Here is an 18,575-nt window from a genome sequence, read left to right as displayed (position 1 = left end):
TCCGTTCCGCCACTTATTAAGACATTAAGCCTGCCAGTAATGGCAGGCTTAATGGCAAAAAACTTTAGGGGCGTAGCTCAGTTGGTAGAGCACCGGTCTCCAAAACCGGGTGTCGCGAGTTCGAGTCTCTCCGCCCCTGCCATATAGAATCCTTTGCTTCGGCAAAGGATTTTTTTTTGCCTGAAACCCGGTGAAATTTCACCATTCTTAAATGCAGCCAGCGTCCCTGCTGGCCTCAGCCTCAATCCATTACATTGATTTTTAATAGATCTTTTATTTGCGATTGCTTGTCGCTATTTTGCAGCCAAATCGCATACAGCGGCCGCGAAAGGGTGGTGGAATCCACCACGGTATGCAGTCCAGGCTTGGTGTCTGCCCAACGGACTGGTAACCAAGTGCAACCCTTCAGCAAGGGGAGTTGCTGACAGGCAATCTCGGCAGAACTGGTTGTTAACTGTGGAACATCATCAGGTGCGATCAATCCCGTCTCATGTTGCTGAAAATCAGGTCCCCACTCCAGCCGCAAATAGGTCAGGTCTGCTTTCATCTTTGAGGGTTCAGAAGCATAAAGAGCCAGACCGAACTGTCCAACAATCTGGCTGCTAAATTCGTCCATCTTGGGGGCTTCTGTAGTGATCAGCAGATCCAACTGACGCTCATGAAGTTGCTTAACCAGCGACTGACGTTGCGCAATTCTGGCTTCAAATTGTAAATGGCCATGGGAGTGATATAGCCGGGTAAGCCACTGACTGAGCATGCATTCCCACAGAGATGCGCTGGCCCCTATCGAGAACTCGTTATGCCTCGACGTATGCGCAACCTCTTTGCGCGCTGCCTGCCAGGTATTCATCAATGTCTCCGCATACGGAAGCAGTTTTTCACCGGCAGGCGTGAGGCGGATATTGTTGCGATGGCGGGTAAAAAGATTCACACCCAGTTGATTTTCCAGCTGTCGAATACGAAAACTGACTGCTGACTGCGTCAGGTAAAGGGCTTCAGCGGCTCGCCCGAAGTGACGCGTTCTACTCACTTCAAGGAAAGTTTTTAGCAATTCCGTATCCACATCTTTCTCCGCAAAATAATTTGTCGTTATGATTTAAATGTTTTGTTTTACACTCTGTCAAGCGTAACTAATACTCCGCGCCATAAATAGCTCGGCCAAAGAATTAGGAGCGTGTAGGATGGCGGAAAGCTTTACGACGACTAATCGTTTTTTCGACAATAAACATTATCCGCGCGGGTTCTCTCGTCACGGCGATTTCACCATCAAAGAGGCGCAGCTGCTTGAGCGTCATGGTTATGCCTTTAACGAGCTGGATCTGGGTAAACGTGAGCCTGCAACTGAAGATGAAAAACAGTTTGTCTCAGTGTGCCGTGGTGAGCGTGAGCCGCAGTCTGAAGCAGAACGTGTATGGATCAAGTACATGGCTCGCATTAAGCGTCCAAAACGTTTCCATACGCTGTCTGGCGGTAAACCGCAGATGGAAGGTGCAGAAGACTACACCGAGTCTGACGACTAATAAAAAAAGGGGCTACGGCCCCTTTTTTTATGCCAGTAACTTTTGCAGATACAAAAGCAAACGATCGATCGCCCGATAGCTCAGCGCTTCCTGCAAGTGTTTCCTCGCAATATTAGTACAGCCCTCCACGTCCGCAATGGTTCTGGCTACTTTTAACAAGCGCTGCCACGCACGTATGGAAAGCCCGAAGCGCGTCAACGTCTCCTCCAGCCAAGCCGCATCTTCAACGTTAAGAGAACAAAACTGTCGGATCCCTGCATTATCCAGTCGTGCATTCAGCCTGTTTTGACGGGCATACTGTCTCGCCTGTGCCGCGATAACCCGCTCGCGAACATGCGCGGAGCTTTCACCCAGTTTATCCGTCTGCCTGAGCAGGCCCGGCGGCGGAAGGGGGATTTCCAGTGATAAATCGAAACGGTCGAGAAACGGGCCAGACAGCTTTCCCAGATAGCGCAGCGTCTGCTCTGGCGTACAGCGGTTATGGTTGCCCTGATAATGCCCCGTCGGACTGGGGTTCATCGCCGCCACGAGCTGAAAACGGGCGGGATAGCTTATTTTGGCTCGCGTGCGTGAAATATGTATTTCACCGGATTCAATGGGCTCCCTCAGCGCATCCAGCACACGGCGCTCAAACTCAGGCAGCTCATCGAGAAACAGAATGCCATTGTGTGCCAGCGAGATCTCACCCGGCCCCGGAATAGACCCGCCGCCGACCATTGCCGTCAGTGACGCGCTATGATGCGGGGAACGAAAGGGACGTCGACGCCACTGTTTGTGCAACGACGTCGAACCGATCAGGCTATAGATGGCGGCGCTTTCCAGCGCTTCATGGTTATTAAGCGGCGGGAGCAGCCCGCTTAGCCTGCTCGCCAGCATGGTTTTGCCCGTGCCCGGCGGGCCAATCAGCAGGAGATTGTGCCCACCCGCTGCCGTAATCTCCAGCGCCCGTTTCCCTTGCTCCTGTCCCATGATCTCGCTGAGGTCTTCTGGCGCATCCGCTATAGCCTCGTCGCACTCTTCCGGCTCGGACAGTTCATGGCGGCCTTCCAGCCAGGCGCACACTTCCTGAAGATGCCCGGCGATAAGGCATCCCTTTTCTGCAATAAGACTCACTTCTGATGCGTTTTCATTGGCCACAACGATTTGCCGCCCTGCACGTATGGCTTCCAGCGCTCCCGATATCGCACCGGGAACGCCTCTCAGTGCGCCTGTGAGCGCGAGTTCACCCACGAACTCATACGAGCCTAGCCTGGTCGTATTAAGCTGCTCAGAAGCCGCGAGAAGCGCAATTGCGATAGGTAAATCGTATCGCCCACCCTCTTTGGGCAGGTCGGCGGGAGCAAGGTTGATGGTGATCTTCTTTGCGGGGAAGGTATAACCGCTGTTTATTATTGCGCTACGAACGCGGTCCCTGGCCTCTTTAACCGTGGTTTCAGGTAACCCGACAAGCGTGAGTCCGGGCAGCCCATTACTCAAATGAACCTCTACGGAAATAAGCGGAGCCTTTACCCCGAGAGCCGCTCGCGTATAAACAACTGACAGTGACATTTGTACTACCTCCTGGTCTGACTATGCCAGTGCCTGTTTTCTCTGTTTAGCGTCTTTTTACGTATTTACGCCGCCTGTTCAGAGATTTTCAGGGAGCATTGCAACCATTGCATCACCGTGGAAGCACACTCGCAAAATGTAAAAAGGCGCGCTTTAACGGTTAGATCTGCAATAAAAAATGAAAAATATTCACTTCCAAATTTCCTCATATAAAACAATGCGTTCATGAAATTTGGTTCGCTTGCTAACCAAATCCTTCATAAATAAATCTTGTGTTTGATTTAAAAACTGTGATAACTCTTTAGGTATTCCTTCGAACAAGATGCAAAAAGAACTGAAAATGACAGCCCTTCTACGAGTGATTAGCCTGGTCGTGATTAGCGTGGTGGTGATTATTATCCCACCGTGCGGGGCTGCACTTGGACGAGGAAAGGCTTAGAAATCAAGCCTTAACGAACTAAGACCCCCGCACCGAAAGGTCCGGGGGTTTTTTTATGACTAAAAAACTTAAATGAGGAGCAGAGAATGACGACTAGCACAAAATTCTGTTTCTCCAGATTTATGACGGGGAACTAACTATGAATGGGGCACAATGGGTAGTACATGCGTTGCGCGCGCAGGGAGTCGAAACCGTATTCGGTTATCCGGGTGGCGCAATTATGCCGATTTACGATGCACTGTATGACGGCGGCGTGGAACACCTCTTGTGCCGGCACGAGCAGGGCGCAGCGATGGCAGCCATCGGCTATGCCCGCGCGACCGGTAAAACCGGTGTGTGCATGGCGACCTCAGGTCCGGGTGCAACGAACCTGATCACCGGCCTGGCTGACGCGCTGCTCGATTCTGTTCCTGTCGTGGCGATTACCGGTCAGGTGGCCTCTCCGTTCATCGGCACCGATGCCTTCCAAGAAGTAGACGTCCTCGGCTTATCGCTGGCCTGCACCAAGCACAGCTTCCTCGTTCAGTCCCTCGAAGAGCTGCCGCGCGTGATGGCCGAAGCGTTCGAGGTTGCCAGTTCTGGCCGTCCTGGCCCGGTTCTGGTGGATATCCCGAAAGATATCCAGGTTGCACTTGGCGATCTGGAGCCGCATTTCTCCACCGTGAAAAGCGACGATGCGTTTACGCATGCAGAGGTTGAAGAGGCGCGTCAGATGATGGCGCAGGCGAAGCAGCCGATGCTGTACGTCGGCGGCGGGGTGGGTATGGCGCAGGCTGTTCCGGCGCTTCGCGCGTTCCTTGCAACCACGCAAATGCCCGCCACCTGCACTCTGAAAGGTCTGGGTGCGGTAGACGCGGACTACCCGTACTACCTCGGCATGCTCGGAATGCACGGCACTAAAGCGGCAAACCTGGCGGTGCAGGAGTGCGACTTGCTTATCGTCGCAGGCGCCCGTTTCGATGACCGCGTCACCGGCAAGCTGAATACCTTCGCGCCGAATGCCAAAGTGATCCATATGGATATCGACCCGGCGGAGATGAACAAACTGCGTCAGGCGCACGTGGCGTTGCAGGGCGATCTTAACGCGCTGTTACCGGCGCTGGAGCAGCCGCTGGATATCAACGCATGGCGTCAGCACACCGCAGACATGCGCGCTGAGCATGCCTGGCGTTACGATCACCCAGGCGATGCCATCTATGCGCCGCTGCTGTTGAAGCAGTTGTCCGACCGTAAACCCGCCGACAGCGTGGTGACGACCGATGTGGGCCAGCATCAGATGTGGTCAGCCCAGCATATGACCTACACCCGCCCGGAGAACTTCATCACCTCCAGCGGCTTAGGCACGATGGGCTTTGGCCTGCCGGCAGCCGTAGGCGCACAGGTGGCCCGCCCGAACGATACCGTGATCTGTATCTCCGGTGACGGCTCTTTCATGATGAACGTTCAGGAGCTCGGCACCGTGAAGCGCAAGCAGTTACCGCTGAAGATCGTGTTGCTCGATAACCAGCGTTTAGGGATGGTTCGCCAGTGGCAGCAGCTGTTCTTCCAGGAGCGTTACAGCGAGACAACCCTGACCGATAACCCCGATTTCCTCACCCTGGCCAGCGCCTTCGGCATTCCTGGCCAGCACATCACCCGTAAAGACCAGGTTGAAGCGGCACTCGACACCATGCTGTCAAGCGAAGGGCCATACCTGCTTCATGTCTCAATCGACGAGCTTGAGAACGTCTGGCCGTTGGTACCGCCCGGTGCCAGTAACTCACAAATGCTGGAGAAATTATCATGATGCAACATCAGGTCGCCGTGCAGGCTCGCTTCAACCCGGAAACGTTAGAACGCGTTTTGCGTGTGGTCCGCCACCGTGGTTTTCAGATTTGCTCTATGAATATGGAAACGGCCACCGACGCCCAGAACATCAGTATCGAATTAACCGTTGCCAGTCCGCGGCCGGTCGACTTACTGTTTAGTCAGTTATCAAAGCTGGTAGACGTTGCCCATGTTGCCATCTGCCAGAGCACAACCACATCACAACAAATCCGCGCTTGAGCGTGACAGGACGAAAAAATGACGACAAAAAAAGCTGATTACATTTGGTTCAATGGGGAGATGGTTCGCTGGGAAGACGCGAAAGTTCACGTGATGTCCCACGCGCTGCACTACGGTACCTCCGTGTTTGAAGGCATCCGTTGCTACGATTCTCACAAAGGGCCAGTGGTGTTCCGCCATCGCGAACACATGCAGCGTCTGCATGACTCAGCCAAAATTTATCGTTTCCCGGTCTCTCAAAGCGTTGATGAACTGATGGAAGCCTGCCGCGAAGTGATTCGCCAGAACAAACTGACCAGCGCCTATATTCGTCCGCTGGTCTTCGTGGGTGATGTGGGCATGGGCGTGAACCCGCCGGCCGGTTACAACACCGATGTGATCATTGCTGCGTTCCCGTGGGGCGCCTACCTGGGCGCAGAAGCACTGGATCAGGGGATCGACGCAATGGTTTCTTCCTGGAACCGCGTGGCGCCAAATACCATCCCGACCGCCGCTAAAGCGGGCGGCAACTACCTCTCCTCACTGCTGGTCGGCAGCGAAGCGCGCCGCCACGGCTATCAGGAAGGCATCGCCCTCGACGTGAACGGCTACATCTCAGAAGGCGCGGGCGAAAACCTGTTTGAAGTAAAAGACGGCATTCTGTTTACCCCGCCGTTCACCTCTTCCGCGCTGCCGGGCATCACCCGCGACGCGATCATCAAGCTGGCGAAAGATCTGGGTATCGAAGTGCGCGAGCAGGTGCTGTCCCGCGAATCCCTCTACCTGGCAGACGAAGTGTTCATGTCCGGTACCGCGGCTGAAATCACGCCGGTTCGCAGCGTCGACGGTATTCAGGTGGGTGAAGGCCGCTGTGGTCCAGTGACCAAACGCATCCAGCAAGCCTTCTTCGGCCTCTTCACCGGCGAAACAGAAGACAAATACGGCTGGTTGGATCAGGTTAATCACTAAATATAAATGTGGGACGGCACGCACCGTCCCATTAAATAGTCAGACGGGAGTCAATAAAGCATGCCTAAGTATCGTTCAGCCACCACCACCCACGGCCGTAACATGGCGGGTGCCCGCGCACTGTGGCGCGCCACCGGAATGACCGACGCCGATTTCGGCAAGCCGATTATCGCCGTGGTGAACTCTTTCACCCAGTTTGTACCGGGCCACGTGCATCTGCGCGATCTCGGTAAGCTGGTTGCCGAGCAAATCGAAGCCTCCGGCGGCGTGGCGAAAGAGTTCAACACCATTGCGGTGGATGATGGTATCGCAATGGGCCACGGGGGAATGCTCTATTCACTGCCGTCGCGCGAGCTGATCGCCGACTCGGTGGAGTATATGGTCAACGCCCACTGCGCTGATGCGATGGTCTGTATCTCCAACTGCGACAAAATCACCCCGGGGATGCTGATGGCCTCCCTGCGTCTGAACATTCCGGTGATCTTCGTCTCCGGCGGTCCGATGGAGGCGGGTAAAACCAAGCTCTCCGACAAAATCATCAAGCTCGACCTGGTCGATGCGATGATCCAGGGCGCAGACCCGAAAGTCTCTGACGAGCAGAGCGATCAGGTGGAACGCTCCGCGTGCCCGACCTGCGGCTCCTGTTCCGGCATGTTCACGGCCAACTCCATGAACTGCCTGACCGAAGCGCTGGGCCTTTCCCAGCCGGGCAACGGCTCGCTGCTGGCGACCCACGCCGACCGTAAGCAGCTGTTCCTCAACGCCGGTAAACGTATCGTTGAGCTGACCAAACGCTACTACGAGCAGGACGATGCCAGCGCGCTGCCGCGCAATATCGCCAGTAAAGCGGCGTTCGAAAACGCCATGACGCTGGATATCGCCATGGGCGGCTCCACCAACACCGTTCTGCACCTGCTGGCCGCCGCGCAGGAAGCCGAAATCGACTTCACCATGAGCGACATCGACAAGCTCTCCCGCAAAGTGCCGCAGCTGTGTAAAGTCGCGCCGAGTACCCAGAAGTACCACATGGAAGACGTGCACCGTGCGGGTGGTGTCATAGGTATCCTGGGCGAGCTGGATCGCGCCGGGCTGCTGAACCGCGACGTGAAAAACGTCCTCGGCCTGACGCTGCCGGAATCGCTGGACCAGTACGACGTGATGCTGACCAAAGACGACGCGGTGAAAAAGATGTTCCGCGCCGGTCCGGCCGGTATTCGCACCACCCAGGCGTTCTCGCAGGATTGCCGCTGGGACACGCTGGATGACGACCGTGCTGAAGGCTGCATCCGCTCGCTGGAGCACGCCTACAGCAAAGACGGCGGTCTGGCGGTGCTGTACGGTAACTTTGCGGAAAACGGCTGCATCGTGAAAACCGCAGGCGTGGACGACAGTATCCTGAAATTCACCGGTCCGGCGAAAGTGTACGAAAGCCAGGACGAGGCGGTAGACGCCATCCTCGGCGGCAAAGTGGTGGAAGGCGACGTGGTTGTCATTCGCTACGAAGGGCCGAAAGGCGGTCCGGGCATGCAGGAGATGCTCTACCCAACCACCTTCCTGAAATCCATGGGCCTCGGTAAAGCCTGCGCGCTGATCACCGACGGGCGTTTCTCCGGCGGCACGTCTGGTCTCTCCATCGGCCACGTCTCCCCGGAAGCGGCAAGCGGCGGCAACATCGCGATCATCGAAGATGGCGACCTGATCGAAATCGACATTCCGAATCGCGGCATTCAGCTCAAGCTGAGCGACCAGGAGATTGCGGCCCGTCGTGAAGCGCAGGAAGCGCGCGGCGACAAAGCCTGGACGCCGAAAGATCGCCAGCGTGAAGTCTCCTTCGCCCTGCGCGCCTACGCGAGCCTTGCAACCAGTGCAGATAAAGGCGCGGTGCGCGATAAATCGAAACTTGGGGGCTAATGATGGCCGAGTCACAACCCTTATCCGCCGCCCCTGAGGGGGCGGAATACCTAAGAGCGGTGCTACGCGCGCCGGTCTATGAAGCCGTGCAGGTCACGCCCCTGCAAAAAATGGAAAAACTCTCCTCGCGCCTCGACAACGTCATTCTGGTGAAGCGTGAAGACCGCCAGCCGGTGCACAGCTTCAAGCTGCGCGGTGCTTACGCGATGATGGCCGGGCTGACGGATGAGCAGAAAGCGCGCGGCGTCATTACCGCGTCGGCGGGCAACCACGCCCAGGGCGTTGCCTTCTCCTCGGCCCGTCTGGGGCTGAAGGCGCTGATCGTGATGCCGGTCGCTACCGCAGACATCAAAGTCGACGCGGTGCGCGGTTTTGGCGGAGAAGTGCTGCTCCACGGCGCGAACTTTGACGAAGCCAAAGCCAAAGCGATTGAGCTGGCGCAGCAGCAGGGCTTCACCTGGGTGCCGCCGTTCGACCATCCGATGGTGATTGCCGGGCAGGGCACGCTGGCGCTTGAGCTGTTGCAGCAGGATGCCCATCTCGACCGCGTCTTCGTCCCGGTGGGCGGTGGTGGTTTAGCCGCAGGCGTGGCGGTGCTGATCAAACAGCTGATGCCGCAGATCAAAGTCATCGCCGTTGAGGCGGAAGACTCTGCCTGCCTGAAGGCGGCGCTGGACGCCGGTCATCCGGTAGACCTGCCGCGCGTTGGGCTGTTTGCCGAGGGCGTGGCGGTGAAGCGCATTGGCGATGAAACCTTCCGTCTGTGTCAGGAGTATCTGGACGATATCGTCACCGTCGACAGCGACGCTATCTGCGCGGCAATGAAAGATCTGTTCGAAGATGTACGTGCGGTGGCTGAGCCGTCCGGCGCGCTGGCGCTGGCGGGAATGAAAAAATACATCGCCCAGCACAATATTCGCGGCGAACGTCTGGCGCACGTGCTCTCTGGTGCGAACGTGAACTTCCACGGTCTGCGCTACGTTTCCGAGCGCTGCGAGCTGGGCGAACAGCGTGAAGCGCTGCTGGCGGTGACCATTCCGGAAGAGAAGGGCAGCTTCCTCAAGTTCTGCCAGCTTCTGGGCGGTCGTTCGGTAACGGAGTTCAACTACCGCTTTGCCGATGCGAAAGATGCCTGCATTTTTGTCGGCGTGCGTCTGAGCCGTGGCGTGGAGGAGCGTAAAGAGATCCTCAGCCTGCTGCATGAAGGCGGCTACAGCGTGGTCGATCTCTCCGACGATGAAATGGCGAAGCTGCATGTGCGTTACATGGTCGGCGGGCGTCCCTCAAAGCCGCTCCAGGAACGCCTGTTCAGCTTCGAGTTTCCGGAATCACCGGGCGCGTTGCTCAAGTTCCTGCACACGCTCGGCACGCACTGGAACATCTCTCTGTTCCACTACCGTAGCCACGGCACCGACTACGGCCGCGTGCTGGCTGCGTTCGAGCTGGGCGAGCACGAGCCGGATTTCGAAACGCGCCTGAACGAGCTGGGGTATGAATGCCATGACGAAACCCATAACCCGGCGTTCAGGTTCTTTCTGGCAGGCTAGTGGTTCGGCAATATCGTCCAGAACGCATCAATAAGCGGCTCATGCAGCCGCTTTTTTTGTGCGCACACGCCTAGCTCAAACGGCGTCTTCTCGTCGCTGCGCTCCAGAATCATCACGCGGTTGCGCACCGGTTCCGGGCTGTTTTCTAGCACCACTTCCGGCAGCAGCGCCACGCCGCAGCCGAGCGCCACCATCGACACCATCGCCTCATGACCGCTAACGGTGGCGTAAATCGACGGATTGCTGATTTTCTGACGGCGGAACCACAGCTCAATACGACGGCGCACCGGCCCCTGATCGGCCATGATAAACGGCACCGTCGACCAGTCCGGTTTTTCCACCGACACCTGGTTACGCACCGGGCAGGGCAGTGCCGGGGCAATCAGCACCACCGCCAGATTCTCCAGCATTGAGAACGCCACCGCGCCCGGCAGGGTTTCGGGTTTTCCGGCAATGGCCAGATCCGCTTCGCCGGTCACCACTTTTTCCATTGCGTCGGCGGCGTCGCCGGTGGTGAGCTTAATTTCAACCGACGGATGCGCTGCGCGGAAGCGGTCGAGAATGGGGGGCAGATGGCTGTAGGCGGCGGTCACGGAGCAGAAAATATGCAGCTCACCGGAGAGTGATGGCCCCTGCTGATCAATAGAGTGCCGCAGCTGCTGGTACTGTAATAGCGTCTGCTGGGCAAAAATGCGCAGCTCTTCGCCCGCTTCCGTGAGGGTAACGGTACGGTTATCGCGCACGAAAAGCGGCTGGCCGAGGTCTTCCTCAAGGCGCTGGATCTGGCGCGAAAGCGTGGACGGGCTGACGTGCATCGCCCGGGCGCTGCGGCCAAAGTGACGGCTTTCCGCCAGGTGCAGGAACATTTTTAGATCGCGTAAATCCACCGATTCCACTCCCTCTTTTTACATTGCAAAAATTGCAATGTGACGTTGTGAATATATCAATTTCCGCAATAAATTTCCTGTTGTAATGTGGGTACATTCTCGCTGAAACGCGAACCGAACAATAAGACACACAACATCACGAGGTATCACCCATGGCTAACTACTTTAATACACTGAACTTGCGCCAGCAGCTGGCGCAGCTGGGCAAATGCCGCTTCATGGCGCGCGATGAATTTGCCGATGGCGCGAGCTACCTTCAGGGTAAAAAAGTGGTCATCGTCGGCTGTGGCGCACAGGGTCTGAACCAGGGCCTGAACATGCGTGACTCCGGTCTGGATATCTCTTACGCCCTGCGTAAAGAAGCGATTGCCGAGAAGCGCGCTTCATGGCGTAAAGCGACTGAAAACGGCTTCAAAGTGGGTACCTATGAAGAGCTGATCCCGCAGGCGGACCTGGTCGTTAACCTGACGCCGGACAAGCAGCACTCTGACGTGGTGCGTTCCGTACAGCCGCTGATGAAAGACGGCGCCGCGCTGGGTTACTCCCACGGCTTCAACATCGTTGAAGTGGGCGAGCAGATCCGTAAAGACATCACCGTAGTGATGGTGGCGCCGAAGTGCCCGGGTACGGAAGTGCGTGAAGAGTACAAGCGTGGCTTCGGCGTGCCGACGCTTATCGCAGTTCACCCGGAAAACGATCCGAAAGGCGAAGGCATGGCAATTGCCAAAGCCTGGGCTGCGGCGACCGGCGGTCACCGCGCTGGCGTGCTGGAATCTTCCTTCGTTGCGGAAGTGAAATCTGACCTGATGGGCGAGCAGACCATTCTGTGCGGCATGCTGCAGGCCGGTTCTCTGCTTTGCTTCGACAAGCTGGTGGAAGAAGGTACCGACCCGGCATACGCAGAAAAACTGATTCAGTTCGGCTGGGAAACCATCACCGAAGCGCTGAAGCAGGGCGGTATTACGCTGATGATGGACCGTCTGTCCAACCCGGCAAAACTGCGTGCTTACGCTTTGTCTGAACAGCTGAAAACCATTATGGCGCCGCTGTTCCAGAAACATATGGACGACATCATCTCCGGCGAATTCTCTTCCGGCATGATGGCGGACTGGGCCAACGACGACAAGAAACTGCTGACCTGGCGTGAAGAGACCGGTAAAACTGCGTTCGAAACTGCGCCGCAGTATGAAGGTAAAATCGGCGAGCAGGAGTACTTCGATAAAGGCGTACTGATGATTGCGATGGTGAAAGCAGGCGTTGAGCTGGCGTTCGAAACCATGGTGGATTCCGGCATCATCGAAGAGTCGGCGTACTACGAATCTCTGCACGAGCTGCCGCTGATCGCGAACACCATCGCCCGTAAGCGTCTGTACGAAATGAACGTGGTTATCTCTGATACCGCAGAATACGGTAACTATCTGTTCTCTTACGCCTGCGTACCGCTGCTGAAAGAGTTCATGACCACACTGCAGACGGGCGATCTGGGCAAAGCGATTGCGGAAGGTGCCGTGGATAACGCGCAGCTGCGCGACGTAAACGAAGCGATTCGCAGCCACCAGATCGAGAAAGTGGGCCACAAACTGCGTGGCTACATGACCGATATGAAACGTATTGCTGTAGCAGGTTAACAACCTTGTCGGGTGGCGCTTCGCTTACCCGACCTACAAAAACGTAAGATGTAGGCCGGGTAAGGCGCAGCCGCCACCCGGCTTTTTTATTTGCGATACAGCACTTTAATAATGTGATAACCGAACTGGGTATGCAGCGGACCGGTTGGCTCCAGCACCGGGCAGGAGAAGACCACTTTATCGAACGCCGGAACCATCTGGCCCTGACGGAATTCGCCTAAATCGCCGCCACGCTTGCCGGACGGGCAAATAGAGTGCTTCTTCGCCAGCTTGCCGAAGTCGGCGCCGTTTTTGATCTGCTCCAGAAGATCCAGAGCCAGTTTCTCTTCTTTAACAAGAATATGCAGTGCTGCTGCTGTTTTTGACATGATCGTGCCTTGAGTGGTATGGATTAGGCTCGCTATACTACCACGCTGTTATTCTCCCCTCCTGACTTTCATTGAGCGATCATTTATGCGTCTAAATCCCGGACAACAACAAGCCGTCGAATTTGTAACCGGACCGTGTCTGGTGCTGGCGGGTGCAGGATCCGGTAAAACGCGCGTCATCACCAATAAGATTGCGCACCTGATCCGCGGCTGCGGCTATCAGGCCCGCCACATTGCGGCGGTTACCTTTACCAACAAAGCGGCGCGCGAGATGAAAGAGCGTGTTGGCCAGACGCTGGGGCGCAAAGAGGCGCGCGGGCTGATGATCTCTACCTTCCACACGCTGGGGCTGGATATCATTAAACGTGAATACGCCGCGCTGGGGATGAAATCCAACTTTTCGCTGTTCGATGACACCGACCAGGTGGCGTTGCTCAAAGAGCTCACCGAGGGGCTGATCGAGGATGATAAGGTGCTGTTGCAGCAGCTGATCTCAACGATCTCGAACTGGAAAAACGATCTGATGACCCCGGCCCAGGCTGCGGCGATCGCCAAAGGCGAACGGGATCGGATCTTTGCCCATTGCTATGGTCTGTACGACGCGCACATGAAAGCGTGCAACGTGCTGGACTTCGACGATCTGATCCTCTTGCCGACGCTGCTTTTACAGCGAAATGAAGAGGTGCGCGAGCGCTGGCAGAATAAAATCCGCTACCTGCTGGTGGATGAATATCAGGACACCAACACCAGCCAGTACGAGCTGGTGAAGCTGCTGGTGGGGCAGCGCGCGCGCTTCACCGTGGTTGGCGATGATGACCAGTCAATTTACTCCTGGCGCGGCGCACGCCCGCAAAACCTGGTGCTTCTGAGCAAAGATTTCCCCGCGCTGCAGGTGATTAAGCTGGAGCAGAACTACCGTTCCTCCGGGCGCATCCTGAAGGCGGCAAACATCCTGATTGCCAATAACCCGCACGTTTTTGAAAAGCGTCTCTTCTCCGAGCTTGGCTACGGTACGGAGCTGAAGGTGCTCAGCGCCAATAATGAAGAGCATGAGGCGGAGCGCGTGACGGGTGAACTGATCGCCCACCACTTCGTCAATAAAACCGAATACAAGGATTACGCGATCCTCTATCGCGGCAATCACCAGTCGCGCGTCTTTGAAAAGATGCTGATGCAGAACCGCATTCCGTACAAAATTTCCGGCGGCACTTCGTTCTTCTCGCGGCCAGAAATTAAAGATCTGCTGGCCTATCTGCGCGTGCTCACGAACCCGGATGACGACAGCGCGTTTCTGCGCATCGTGAATACACCAAAGCGCGAGATTGGTCCGGCGACGCTGCAAAAGCTGGGCGAATGGGCGATGACCCGCAATAAGAGCCTGTTTACCGCCAGCTTTGATATGGGTCTGAGCCAGACGCTGACGGGGCGCGGGTATGATAATTTAACCCGCTTCACCCACTGGCTGGGTGAAGTGCAGCGCCTGGCTGAGCGCGAGCCCGTGGCGGCGGTACGCGATCTGATCCACGGCATTGACTACGAATCCTGGCTGTACGAAACCTCTGCCAGCCCGAAAGCGGCAGAAATGCGTATGAAAAACGTTAACCAGCTTTTTAGCTGGATGACCGAAATGCTGGAAGGCTCTGAGATAGATGAGCCGATGACGTTAACGCAGGTGGTCACCCGCTTTACCCTGCGCGACATGATGGAGCGCGGCGAGAGCGAAGAAGAGGCCGACCAGGTTCAGCTGATGACGCTGCATGCGTCAAAAGGGCTGGAGTTCCCGTATGTGTATCTGGTCGGTATGGAAGAAGGTTTATTGCCGCACCAGAGCAGCATTGATGAAGATAATGTCGACGAGGAACGCCGTCTGGCCTACGTGGGGATCACCCGCGCGCAAAAGGAGCTGACGTTCACGCTCTGTAAAGAGCGCCGTCAGTACGGTGAACTCGTGCGCCCGGAACCCAGCCGTTTCCTGCTGGAACTGCCGCAGGACGATCTGATCTGGGAACAGGAGCGCAAAGTGATTACCGCGGAAGAGCGGATGCACAAAGGACAGGCTAACGTGGCGAACATTCGCGCCATGTTGGCAAAAGCCAAAGAGAAGGGATAATGATGAGTAGGCCGGGTAAGGCTAAGCCGCCACCCGGCAGTGTTCAGCGTATTACTTCACCTCAAGCACCCAGTGCACATAGCTCTGCCACTGGCACTCCTGCTCGATCATCTCTGCCCCAAGCGGGTGATTCTCAATCCAGTTTTCCGGCAGCGTCAGCGTCAGCTTCTCATCATCGGCTAGCAGATTAATGGCGGGTAACAAATCATCGCGGCGGCGGCTGGCAAACAGAATTGCCAGACGCAGCAGGCGACACAGATGCTCGGCCACGCGCGGCGGTACGGCATTTTGCTGATGCAAAGAGGAGAGATCGACGGCGTTGGTCTGGTTCAGCAGCAGCGTTGCCAGCAGCTTTTTCTGTGCGGGCGTGTAGCCCGGCAAATCCAGGTTGCGCACCAGATACGCTGCGTGAGCAGGTGCCTGCTTAAAATCTATACTGAGCCCCACCTCGTGCAGCGCACAGGCGCTCAGCAATAAATCGCGGCTCAGATGATCAAGATCCCAGGCGTTAGCGACCTGGTCGGCAAAGCGTGATGCCAGCTGTGATACGCGGCCAGCCTGATCGATATCAACCAGAAAACGACGCTGGACGTTGCGCAGCGTACGGTTGCGGATGTCCTGATCCACCGACAGATGCAGCATCCCGTAGACCAGACCTTCGCGCAGTGCGCCGCCGGCCAGAGTCATACACTGGATATTCAGTTCGGTGAATATGGCGATCAGAATGGCCAGTCCGCTTGGGAAAACCAGGGCACGTTCCAGCGTCAGGCCTTCAATTTCCAGCTCTTCCAGACGTCCGCATTGAATGGCACGCTGTTTAAGCTGCTGAAGTTTGGCAAGCGTGATCCGCTCGTCCATGCCCTGCGCCATCATGATTTCCTGCAGGGCCTGCACGGTACCCGAAGCCCCGACGCAGACTTTCCAGCCGTGATAGCGCAGTTCGTCCATTACCGGGCGTAGCACTGCGCGCGCGGCGTTTTCCGCCTCGTCGAAGTTCTCTTTACCCAGATTCCGGTCAGTAAAGTAACGTTCAAGCCAGGTTACGCAGCCCATCGACAGGCTGAACAGCGACGTCGCCTGCGCGCCGGTGCCGGTTACCAGTTCGGTACTGGCACCGCCGATATCCACCACCAGACGGCGATCGTCACCCCCGGTGGTGTGGGCAACGCCCTGGTAGATCAGGCGTGCTTCTTCTTCACCGCTGATAACCTGAACCGGACACCCCAGAATTTCCTGCGCTTTGGCAATAAAATCTACGGCGTTAACCGCCAGTCTGAGCGTCGCTGTGGCGACAACGGTGATTTGAGCATGCGGGATATCCTGCAGACGCTCAGCAAAGAGCCGCAGGCACTGCCAGCCACGTTCCATGGCTTCAGGCGAGAGGTAATTATCACTGCTCAGGCCCGCCGCGAGGCGGACCTTGCGCTTAATGCGCGTCAGCGTTTGTATGCTTCCCGCCACCTCACGCACAACCAGCATATGAAAACTATTCGAACCGAGATCAATTGCCGCATAGAGCGAGGTGGAGCTGAGCATAATGTATTAACCTGAACGACGACGATTACGCGGTGCGCCGCCTGAACGACGCGGACCATTGCCGGAGCGCGGGCGGGAAAGACGCTTAGGCGGCGGCAGTTCGCTTAACAGCGCTTCCGGATTGTATTTACTCTGCGGAATAGAGTGACCGATGTAGGTCTCAATGGCTGGAAGATTCAGCGCATACTCTTCACACGCAAGGCTAATCGAGTGACCGCTTGCGCCCGCACGACCGGTACGACCGATACGGTGTACGTAGTCTTCGCAGTCGTCTGGCAGATCGTAGTTAAAGACGTGCGTCACGGCCGGAATGTGTAAACCACGTGCCGCCACATCGGTTGCGACCAGAATATCAAGATCGCCACGGGTGAACTCGTCGAGGATACGAAGGCGTTTTTTCTGCGCCACGTCGCCGGTCAACAGGCCAACACGGTGACCGTCGGCAGCCAGATGGCCCCAGATGTCTTCACAGCGGTGTTTAGTGTTCGCGAAGATAATGGCGCGATCGGGCCACTCTTCTTCAATCAACGTTTGCAGCAGACGCATTTTCTCTTCATTGGAAGGATAGAAGAGCTCTTCTTTAATGCGGTGGCCCGTTTTCTGCTCCGGCTCCACTTCCACATACTCGGCGTTGTTCATCTGCTCGAACGCCAGCTCGCGTACGCGATAAGAAAGGGTGGCAGAGAACAGCATGTTCAGGCGCTGATTTGCCGGCGGCATGCGGCGGAACAGCCAGCGGATATCTTTAATGAAGCCCAGATCGTACATGCGATCAGCTTCATCAAGCACCACAACCTGGATGGCGCCGAGGTTGATATGGTTCTGTTTGGCGTAGTCGATAAGACGGCCGGTGGTCCCAATCAGGATATCCACGCCGCTTTCCAGCACTTTCAGCTGCTTATCGTAGCCGTCGCCGCCATAGGCCAGGCCAAGCTTCAGACCAGTAGCCTGTGCCAGGGGTTCAGCGTCTGCATGGATCTGTACCGCCAGTTCTCGCGTCGGGGCCATAATTAGCGCGCGCGGCTGGTTAACTTTGCGGTCTGCAATCGCTGGGTGAGAAAGTAAATAATGGAACGTTGACGTTAAAAACGCCATCGTTTTGCCGGTACCGGTTTGCGCCTGCCCTGCAACATCGCGACCGGCCAGCGTCAGCGGCAGGGCGAGAGCCTGAATGGGCGTGCAGTTATGAAACCCTTTTGTTTCAAGGGCTTCGATCACTTTTGGGTGCAGGGCGAAGTCGGAAAACTTCTGTTCTGTTAAATGTGTTTTGCTCATAGTGTGGTAGAATATCAGCTTACTATTGCTTTACGAAAGCGTATCCGGTGAAATAAAGTCAACCTTTAGTTGGTTAATGCGACATCAACACGTCGTTGGTGGAGACAAAACCAACGTACCAGGCTTATTCCTGTGGAGTTATATATGAGCGATAAAATTATTCACCTGACTGACGACAGTTTTGACACGGACGTACTTAAGGCTGACGGGCTGATCCTCGTCGATTTCTGGGCTGAATGGTGTGGTCCTTGCAAAATGATCGCCCCGATTCTGGATGAGATCGCTGACGAATATCAGGGCAAACTGACGGTTGCCAAGCTGAACATCGACCAGAACCCGGGCACCGCACCGAAATACGGTATCCGTGGCATCCCGACCCTTCTGCTGTTCAAAAACGGCGAAGTGGCGGCGACCAAAGTGGGCGCGCTGTCCAAAGGTCAGCTGAAAGAGTTCCTGGACGCTAACCTGGCGTAAGGTTTCTCCGCTGTGCGTCCAGAGCCCCCGGCTAAATGATGTGGAACTCTGGACGCCCGGCTGAAGTCGTGCTAAGTTAGCTATGACTTCGTTTTAAACATATCTATTGTTTGAATCTTGTTTTACCCGATACTTCCCTTTGTTGACATGAACAATGCGTGAAGTGGCTAAATTCCGGGCTTGTCACTCAATCCGTCTTGTCGTTTCAGTTCTGCGTTTTTTCCCTGTGACCAGACAGCGAACAGACATGAGGTGATGGCCGCTAAACAGGCATGGATGACCCTGCCATACCATTCACAACATTAAGTTCGAGAATCACTCCGAGTTTAAGAACCCAC

At 56.2% G+C, this 18,575-nt stretch carries 17 protein-coding genes and 1 tRNA gene; 12 read left to right on the top strand and 6 right to left on the bottom strand.

Translation table 11 applies throughout. The annotated features are described in order from the left end of the window. Nucleotides 1-66: 66 nt before the first annotated feature. Nucleotides 67-142: transfer RNA gene (locus INF73_RS08570), tRNA-Trp, on the top strand. A gap of 99 nt (nt 143-241) precedes the next feature. Here INF73_RS08570 and hdfR read toward each other — a convergent pair. Continuing rightward, nucleotides 242-1,063, bottom strand: a complete 822-nt coding sequence (gene hdfR, locus INF73_RS08565) for an HTH-type transcriptional regulator HdfR (protein WP_028014823.1) — start codon at nt 1,061-1,063, stop codon at nt 242-244. A gap of 118 nt (nt 1,064-1,181) precedes the next feature. On the opposite strand from hdfR, the gene INF73_RS08560 reads away from it, so the two are divergent. Continuing rightward, on the top strand, nt 1,182-1,520 hold the full coding sequence (locus INF73_RS08560; protein WP_008501577.1) for a DUF413 domain-containing protein: 339 nt from the start codon (nt 1,182-1,184) through the stop codon (nt 1,518-1,520). A 27-nt stretch (nt 1,521-1,547) separates the two neighbouring features. Here INF73_RS08560 and INF73_RS08555 read toward each other — a convergent pair whose 3' ends face one another. After that, nucleotides 1,548-3,068 (bottom strand): YifB family Mg chelatase-like AAA ATPase, encoded by a 1,521-nt coding sequence (locus tag INF73_RS08555; protein WP_193542507.1) that lies wholly within the window; start codon nt 3,066-3,068, stop codon nt 1,548-1,550. A 340-nt stretch (nt 3,069-3,408) separates the two neighbouring features. On the opposite strand from INF73_RS08555, the gene ilvL reads away from it, so the two are divergent. From ilvL to ilvA, 7 genes are all read left to right on the top strand, one after another. Next, entirely contained in the window at nt 3,409-3,507 is a 99-nt protein-coding gene (gene ilvL, locus INF73_RS08550; RefSeq protein ID WP_001311244.1) for an ilv operon leader peptide, read from the top strand. An 86-nt stretch (nt 3,508-3,593) separates the two neighbouring features. Next, nucleotides 3,594-3,644, top strand: a complete 51-nt coding sequence (ilvX, locus tag INF73_RS08545; protein ID WP_166792073.1) for a peptide IlvX — start codon at nt 3,594-3,596, stop codon at nt 3,642-3,644. A 2-nt stretch (nt 3,645-3,646) separates the two neighbouring features. Continuing rightward, nucleotides 3,647-5,293, top strand: coding sequence for an acetolactate synthase 2 catalytic subunit (gene ilvG / locus INF73_RS08540; protein ID WP_193542509.1), 1,647 nt, complete (start codon nt 3,647-3,649; stop codon nt 5,291-5,293). Further along, nucleotides 5,290-5,553, top strand: a complete 264-nt coding sequence (gene ilvM / locus INF73_RS08535) for an acetolactate synthase 2 small subunit (RefSeq protein WP_003860184.1) — start codon at nt 5,290-5,292, stop codon at nt 5,551-5,553. Before ilvG ends, ilvM begins: the two co-directional genes overlap by 4 nt. An 18-nt stretch (nt 5,554-5,571) precedes the next feature. Beyond that, the gene (gene ilvE, locus INF73_RS08530) at nt 5,572-6,501 is read left to right on the top strand and encodes a branched-chain-amino-acid transaminase (protein ID WP_003860182.1); all 930 of its coding nucleotides are present in this window, start codon (nt 5,572-5,574) and stop codon (nt 6,499-6,501) included. 60 nt (nt 6,502-6,561) lie between these two features. After that, nucleotides 6,562-8,412, top strand: coding sequence for a dihydroxy-acid dehydratase (ilvD, locus tag INF73_RS08525; protein ID WP_047366694.1), 1,851 nt, complete (start codon nt 6,562-6,564; stop codon nt 8,410-8,412). A gap of 2 nt (nt 8,413-8,414) precedes the next feature. Further along, on the top strand, nt 8,415-9,959 hold the full coding sequence (gene ilvA, locus INF73_RS08520; protein ID WP_088204713.1) for a threonine ammonia-lyase, biosynthetic: 1,545 nt from the start codon (nt 8,415-8,417) through the stop codon (nt 9,957-9,959). On the opposite strand, the gene ilvY is transcribed toward ilvA, so the two are convergent. Beyond that, entirely contained in the window at nt 9,956-10,846 is an 891-nt protein-coding gene (gene ilvY / locus INF73_RS08515; protein ID WP_008501572.1) for an HTH-type transcriptional activator IlvY, read from the bottom strand. The two genes, ilvA and ilvY, sit on opposite strands and share 4 nt — an antisense overlap. Before the next feature lie 152 nt (nt 10,847-10,998). On the opposite strand from ilvY, the gene ilvC reads away from it, so the two are divergent. Further along, nucleotides 10,999-12,474 (top strand): ketol-acid reductoisomerase, encoded by a 1,476-nt coding sequence (ilvC, locus tag INF73_RS08510; RefSeq protein ID WP_021242831.1) that lies wholly within the window; start codon nt 10,999-11,001, stop codon nt 12,472-12,474. Between the two features lie 86 nt (nt 12,475-12,560). Here ilvC and ppiC read toward each other — a convergent pair whose 3' ends face one another. Further along, nucleotides 12,561-12,842: a peptidylprolyl isomerase PpiC gene (gene ppiC / locus INF73_RS08505; protein WP_193542510.1), complete on the bottom strand. Its 282-nt coding sequence runs from the start codon at nt 12,840-12,842 to the stop codon at nt 12,561-12,563. Between the two features lie 85 nt (nt 12,843-12,927). Between ppiC and rep the strand changes: the two genes are divergently transcribed. After that, nucleotides 12,928-14,952, top strand: coding sequence for a DNA helicase Rep (rep, locus tag INF73_RS08500; RefSeq protein WP_028014817.1), 2,025 nt, complete (start codon nt 12,928-12,930; stop codon nt 14,950-14,952). A 51-nt stretch (nt 14,953-15,003) separates the two neighbouring features. On the opposite strand, the gene gppA is transcribed toward rep, so the two are convergent. Together gppA and rhlB are read right to left on the bottom strand one after the other, a co-directional pair. After that, the gene (gene gppA, locus INF73_RS08495; RefSeq protein ID WP_047366695.1) at nt 15,004-16,488 is read right to left on the bottom strand and encodes a guanosine-5'-triphosphate,3'-diphosphate diphosphatase; all 1,485 of its coding nucleotides are present in this window, start codon (nt 16,486-16,488) and stop codon (nt 15,004-15,006) included. A 6-nt stretch (nt 16,489-16,494) separates the two neighbouring features. Then, the gene (gene rhlB, locus INF73_RS08490) at nt 16,495-17,763 is read right to left on the bottom strand and encodes an ATP-dependent RNA helicase RhlB (protein WP_028014815.1); all 1,269 of its coding nucleotides are present in this window, start codon (nt 17,761-17,763) and stop codon (nt 16,495-16,497) included. Between the two features lie 144 nt (nt 17,764-17,907). Here rhlB and trxA point away from each other — a divergent pair, with 144 nt between their 5' ends. After that, entirely contained in the window at nt 17,908-18,237 is a 330-nt protein-coding gene (gene trxA, locus INF73_RS08485) for a thioredoxin TrxA (protein ID WP_006179218.1), read from the top strand. The last annotated feature ends 338 nt before the right edge of the window (nt 18,238-18,575 follow it).

It is taken from the genome of Enterobacter cloacae complex sp. P6RS (assembly GCF_014982245.1).
Lineage (GTDB): Bacteria > Pseudomonadota > Gammaproteobacteria > Enterobacterales > Enterobacteriaceae > Enterobacter > Enterobacter bugandensis.
This window is presented reverse-complemented; position numbering and strand designations above follow the sequence as displayed.

What these genes read in the sequence shown, in the direction of transcription:
- rep (WP_028014817.1), top strand. Translation starts at nt 12,928, where the DNA reads ATGCGTCTAAATCCCGGACAACAACAAGCCGTCGAATTTGTAACCGGA.
- INF73_RS08555 (WP_193542507.1), bottom strand. Translation starts at nt 3,068, where the DNA reads ATGTCACTGTCAGTTGTTTATACGCGAGCGGCTCTCGGGGTAAAGGCT.
- ilvC (WP_021242831.1), top strand. Translation starts at nt 10,999, where the DNA reads ATGGCTAACTACTTTAATACACTGAACTTGCGCCAGCAGCTGGCGCAG.
- ilvE (WP_003860182.1), top strand. Translation starts at nt 5,572, where the DNA reads ATGACGACAAAAAAAGCTGATTACATTTGGTTCAATGGGGAGATGGTT.
- INF73_RS08560 (WP_008501577.1), top strand. Translation starts at nt 1,182, where the DNA reads ATGGCGGAAAGCTTTACGACGACTAATCGTTTTTTCGACAATAAACAT.
- trxA (WP_006179218.1), top strand. Translation starts at nt 17,908, where the DNA reads ATGAGCGATAAAATTATTCACCTGACTGACGACAGTTTTGACACGGAC.
- ilvL (WP_001311244.1), top strand. Translation starts at nt 3,409, where the DNA reads ATGACAGCCCTTCTACGAGTGATTAGCCTGGTCGTGATTAGCGTGGTG.
- ppiC (WP_193542510.1), bottom strand. Translation starts at nt 12,842, where the DNA reads ATGTCAAAAACAGCAGCAGCACTGCATATTCTTGTTAAAGAAGAGAAA.
- ilvA (WP_088204713.1), top strand. Translation starts at nt 8,415, where the DNA reads ATGGCCGAGTCACAACCCTTATCCGCCGCCCCTGAGGGGGCGGAATAC.
- ilvM (WP_003860184.1), top strand. Translation starts at nt 5,290, where the DNA reads ATGATGCAACATCAGGTCGCCGTGCAGGCTCGCTTCAACCCGGAAACG.
- rhlB (WP_028014815.1), bottom strand. Translation starts at nt 17,763, where the DNA reads ATGAGCAAAACACATTTAACAGAACAGAAGTTTTCCGACTTCGCCCTG.
- gppA (WP_047366695.1), bottom strand. Translation starts at nt 16,488, where the DNA reads ATGCTCAGCTCCACCTCGCTCTATGCGGCAATTGATCTCGGTTCGAAT.
- ilvG (WP_193542509.1), top strand. Translation starts at nt 3,647, where the DNA reads ATGAATGGGGCACAATGGGTAGTACATGCGTTGCGCGCGCAGGGAGTC.
- ilvD (WP_047366694.1), top strand. Translation starts at nt 6,562, where the DNA reads ATGCCTAAGTATCGTTCAGCCACCACCACCCACGGCCGTAACATGGCG.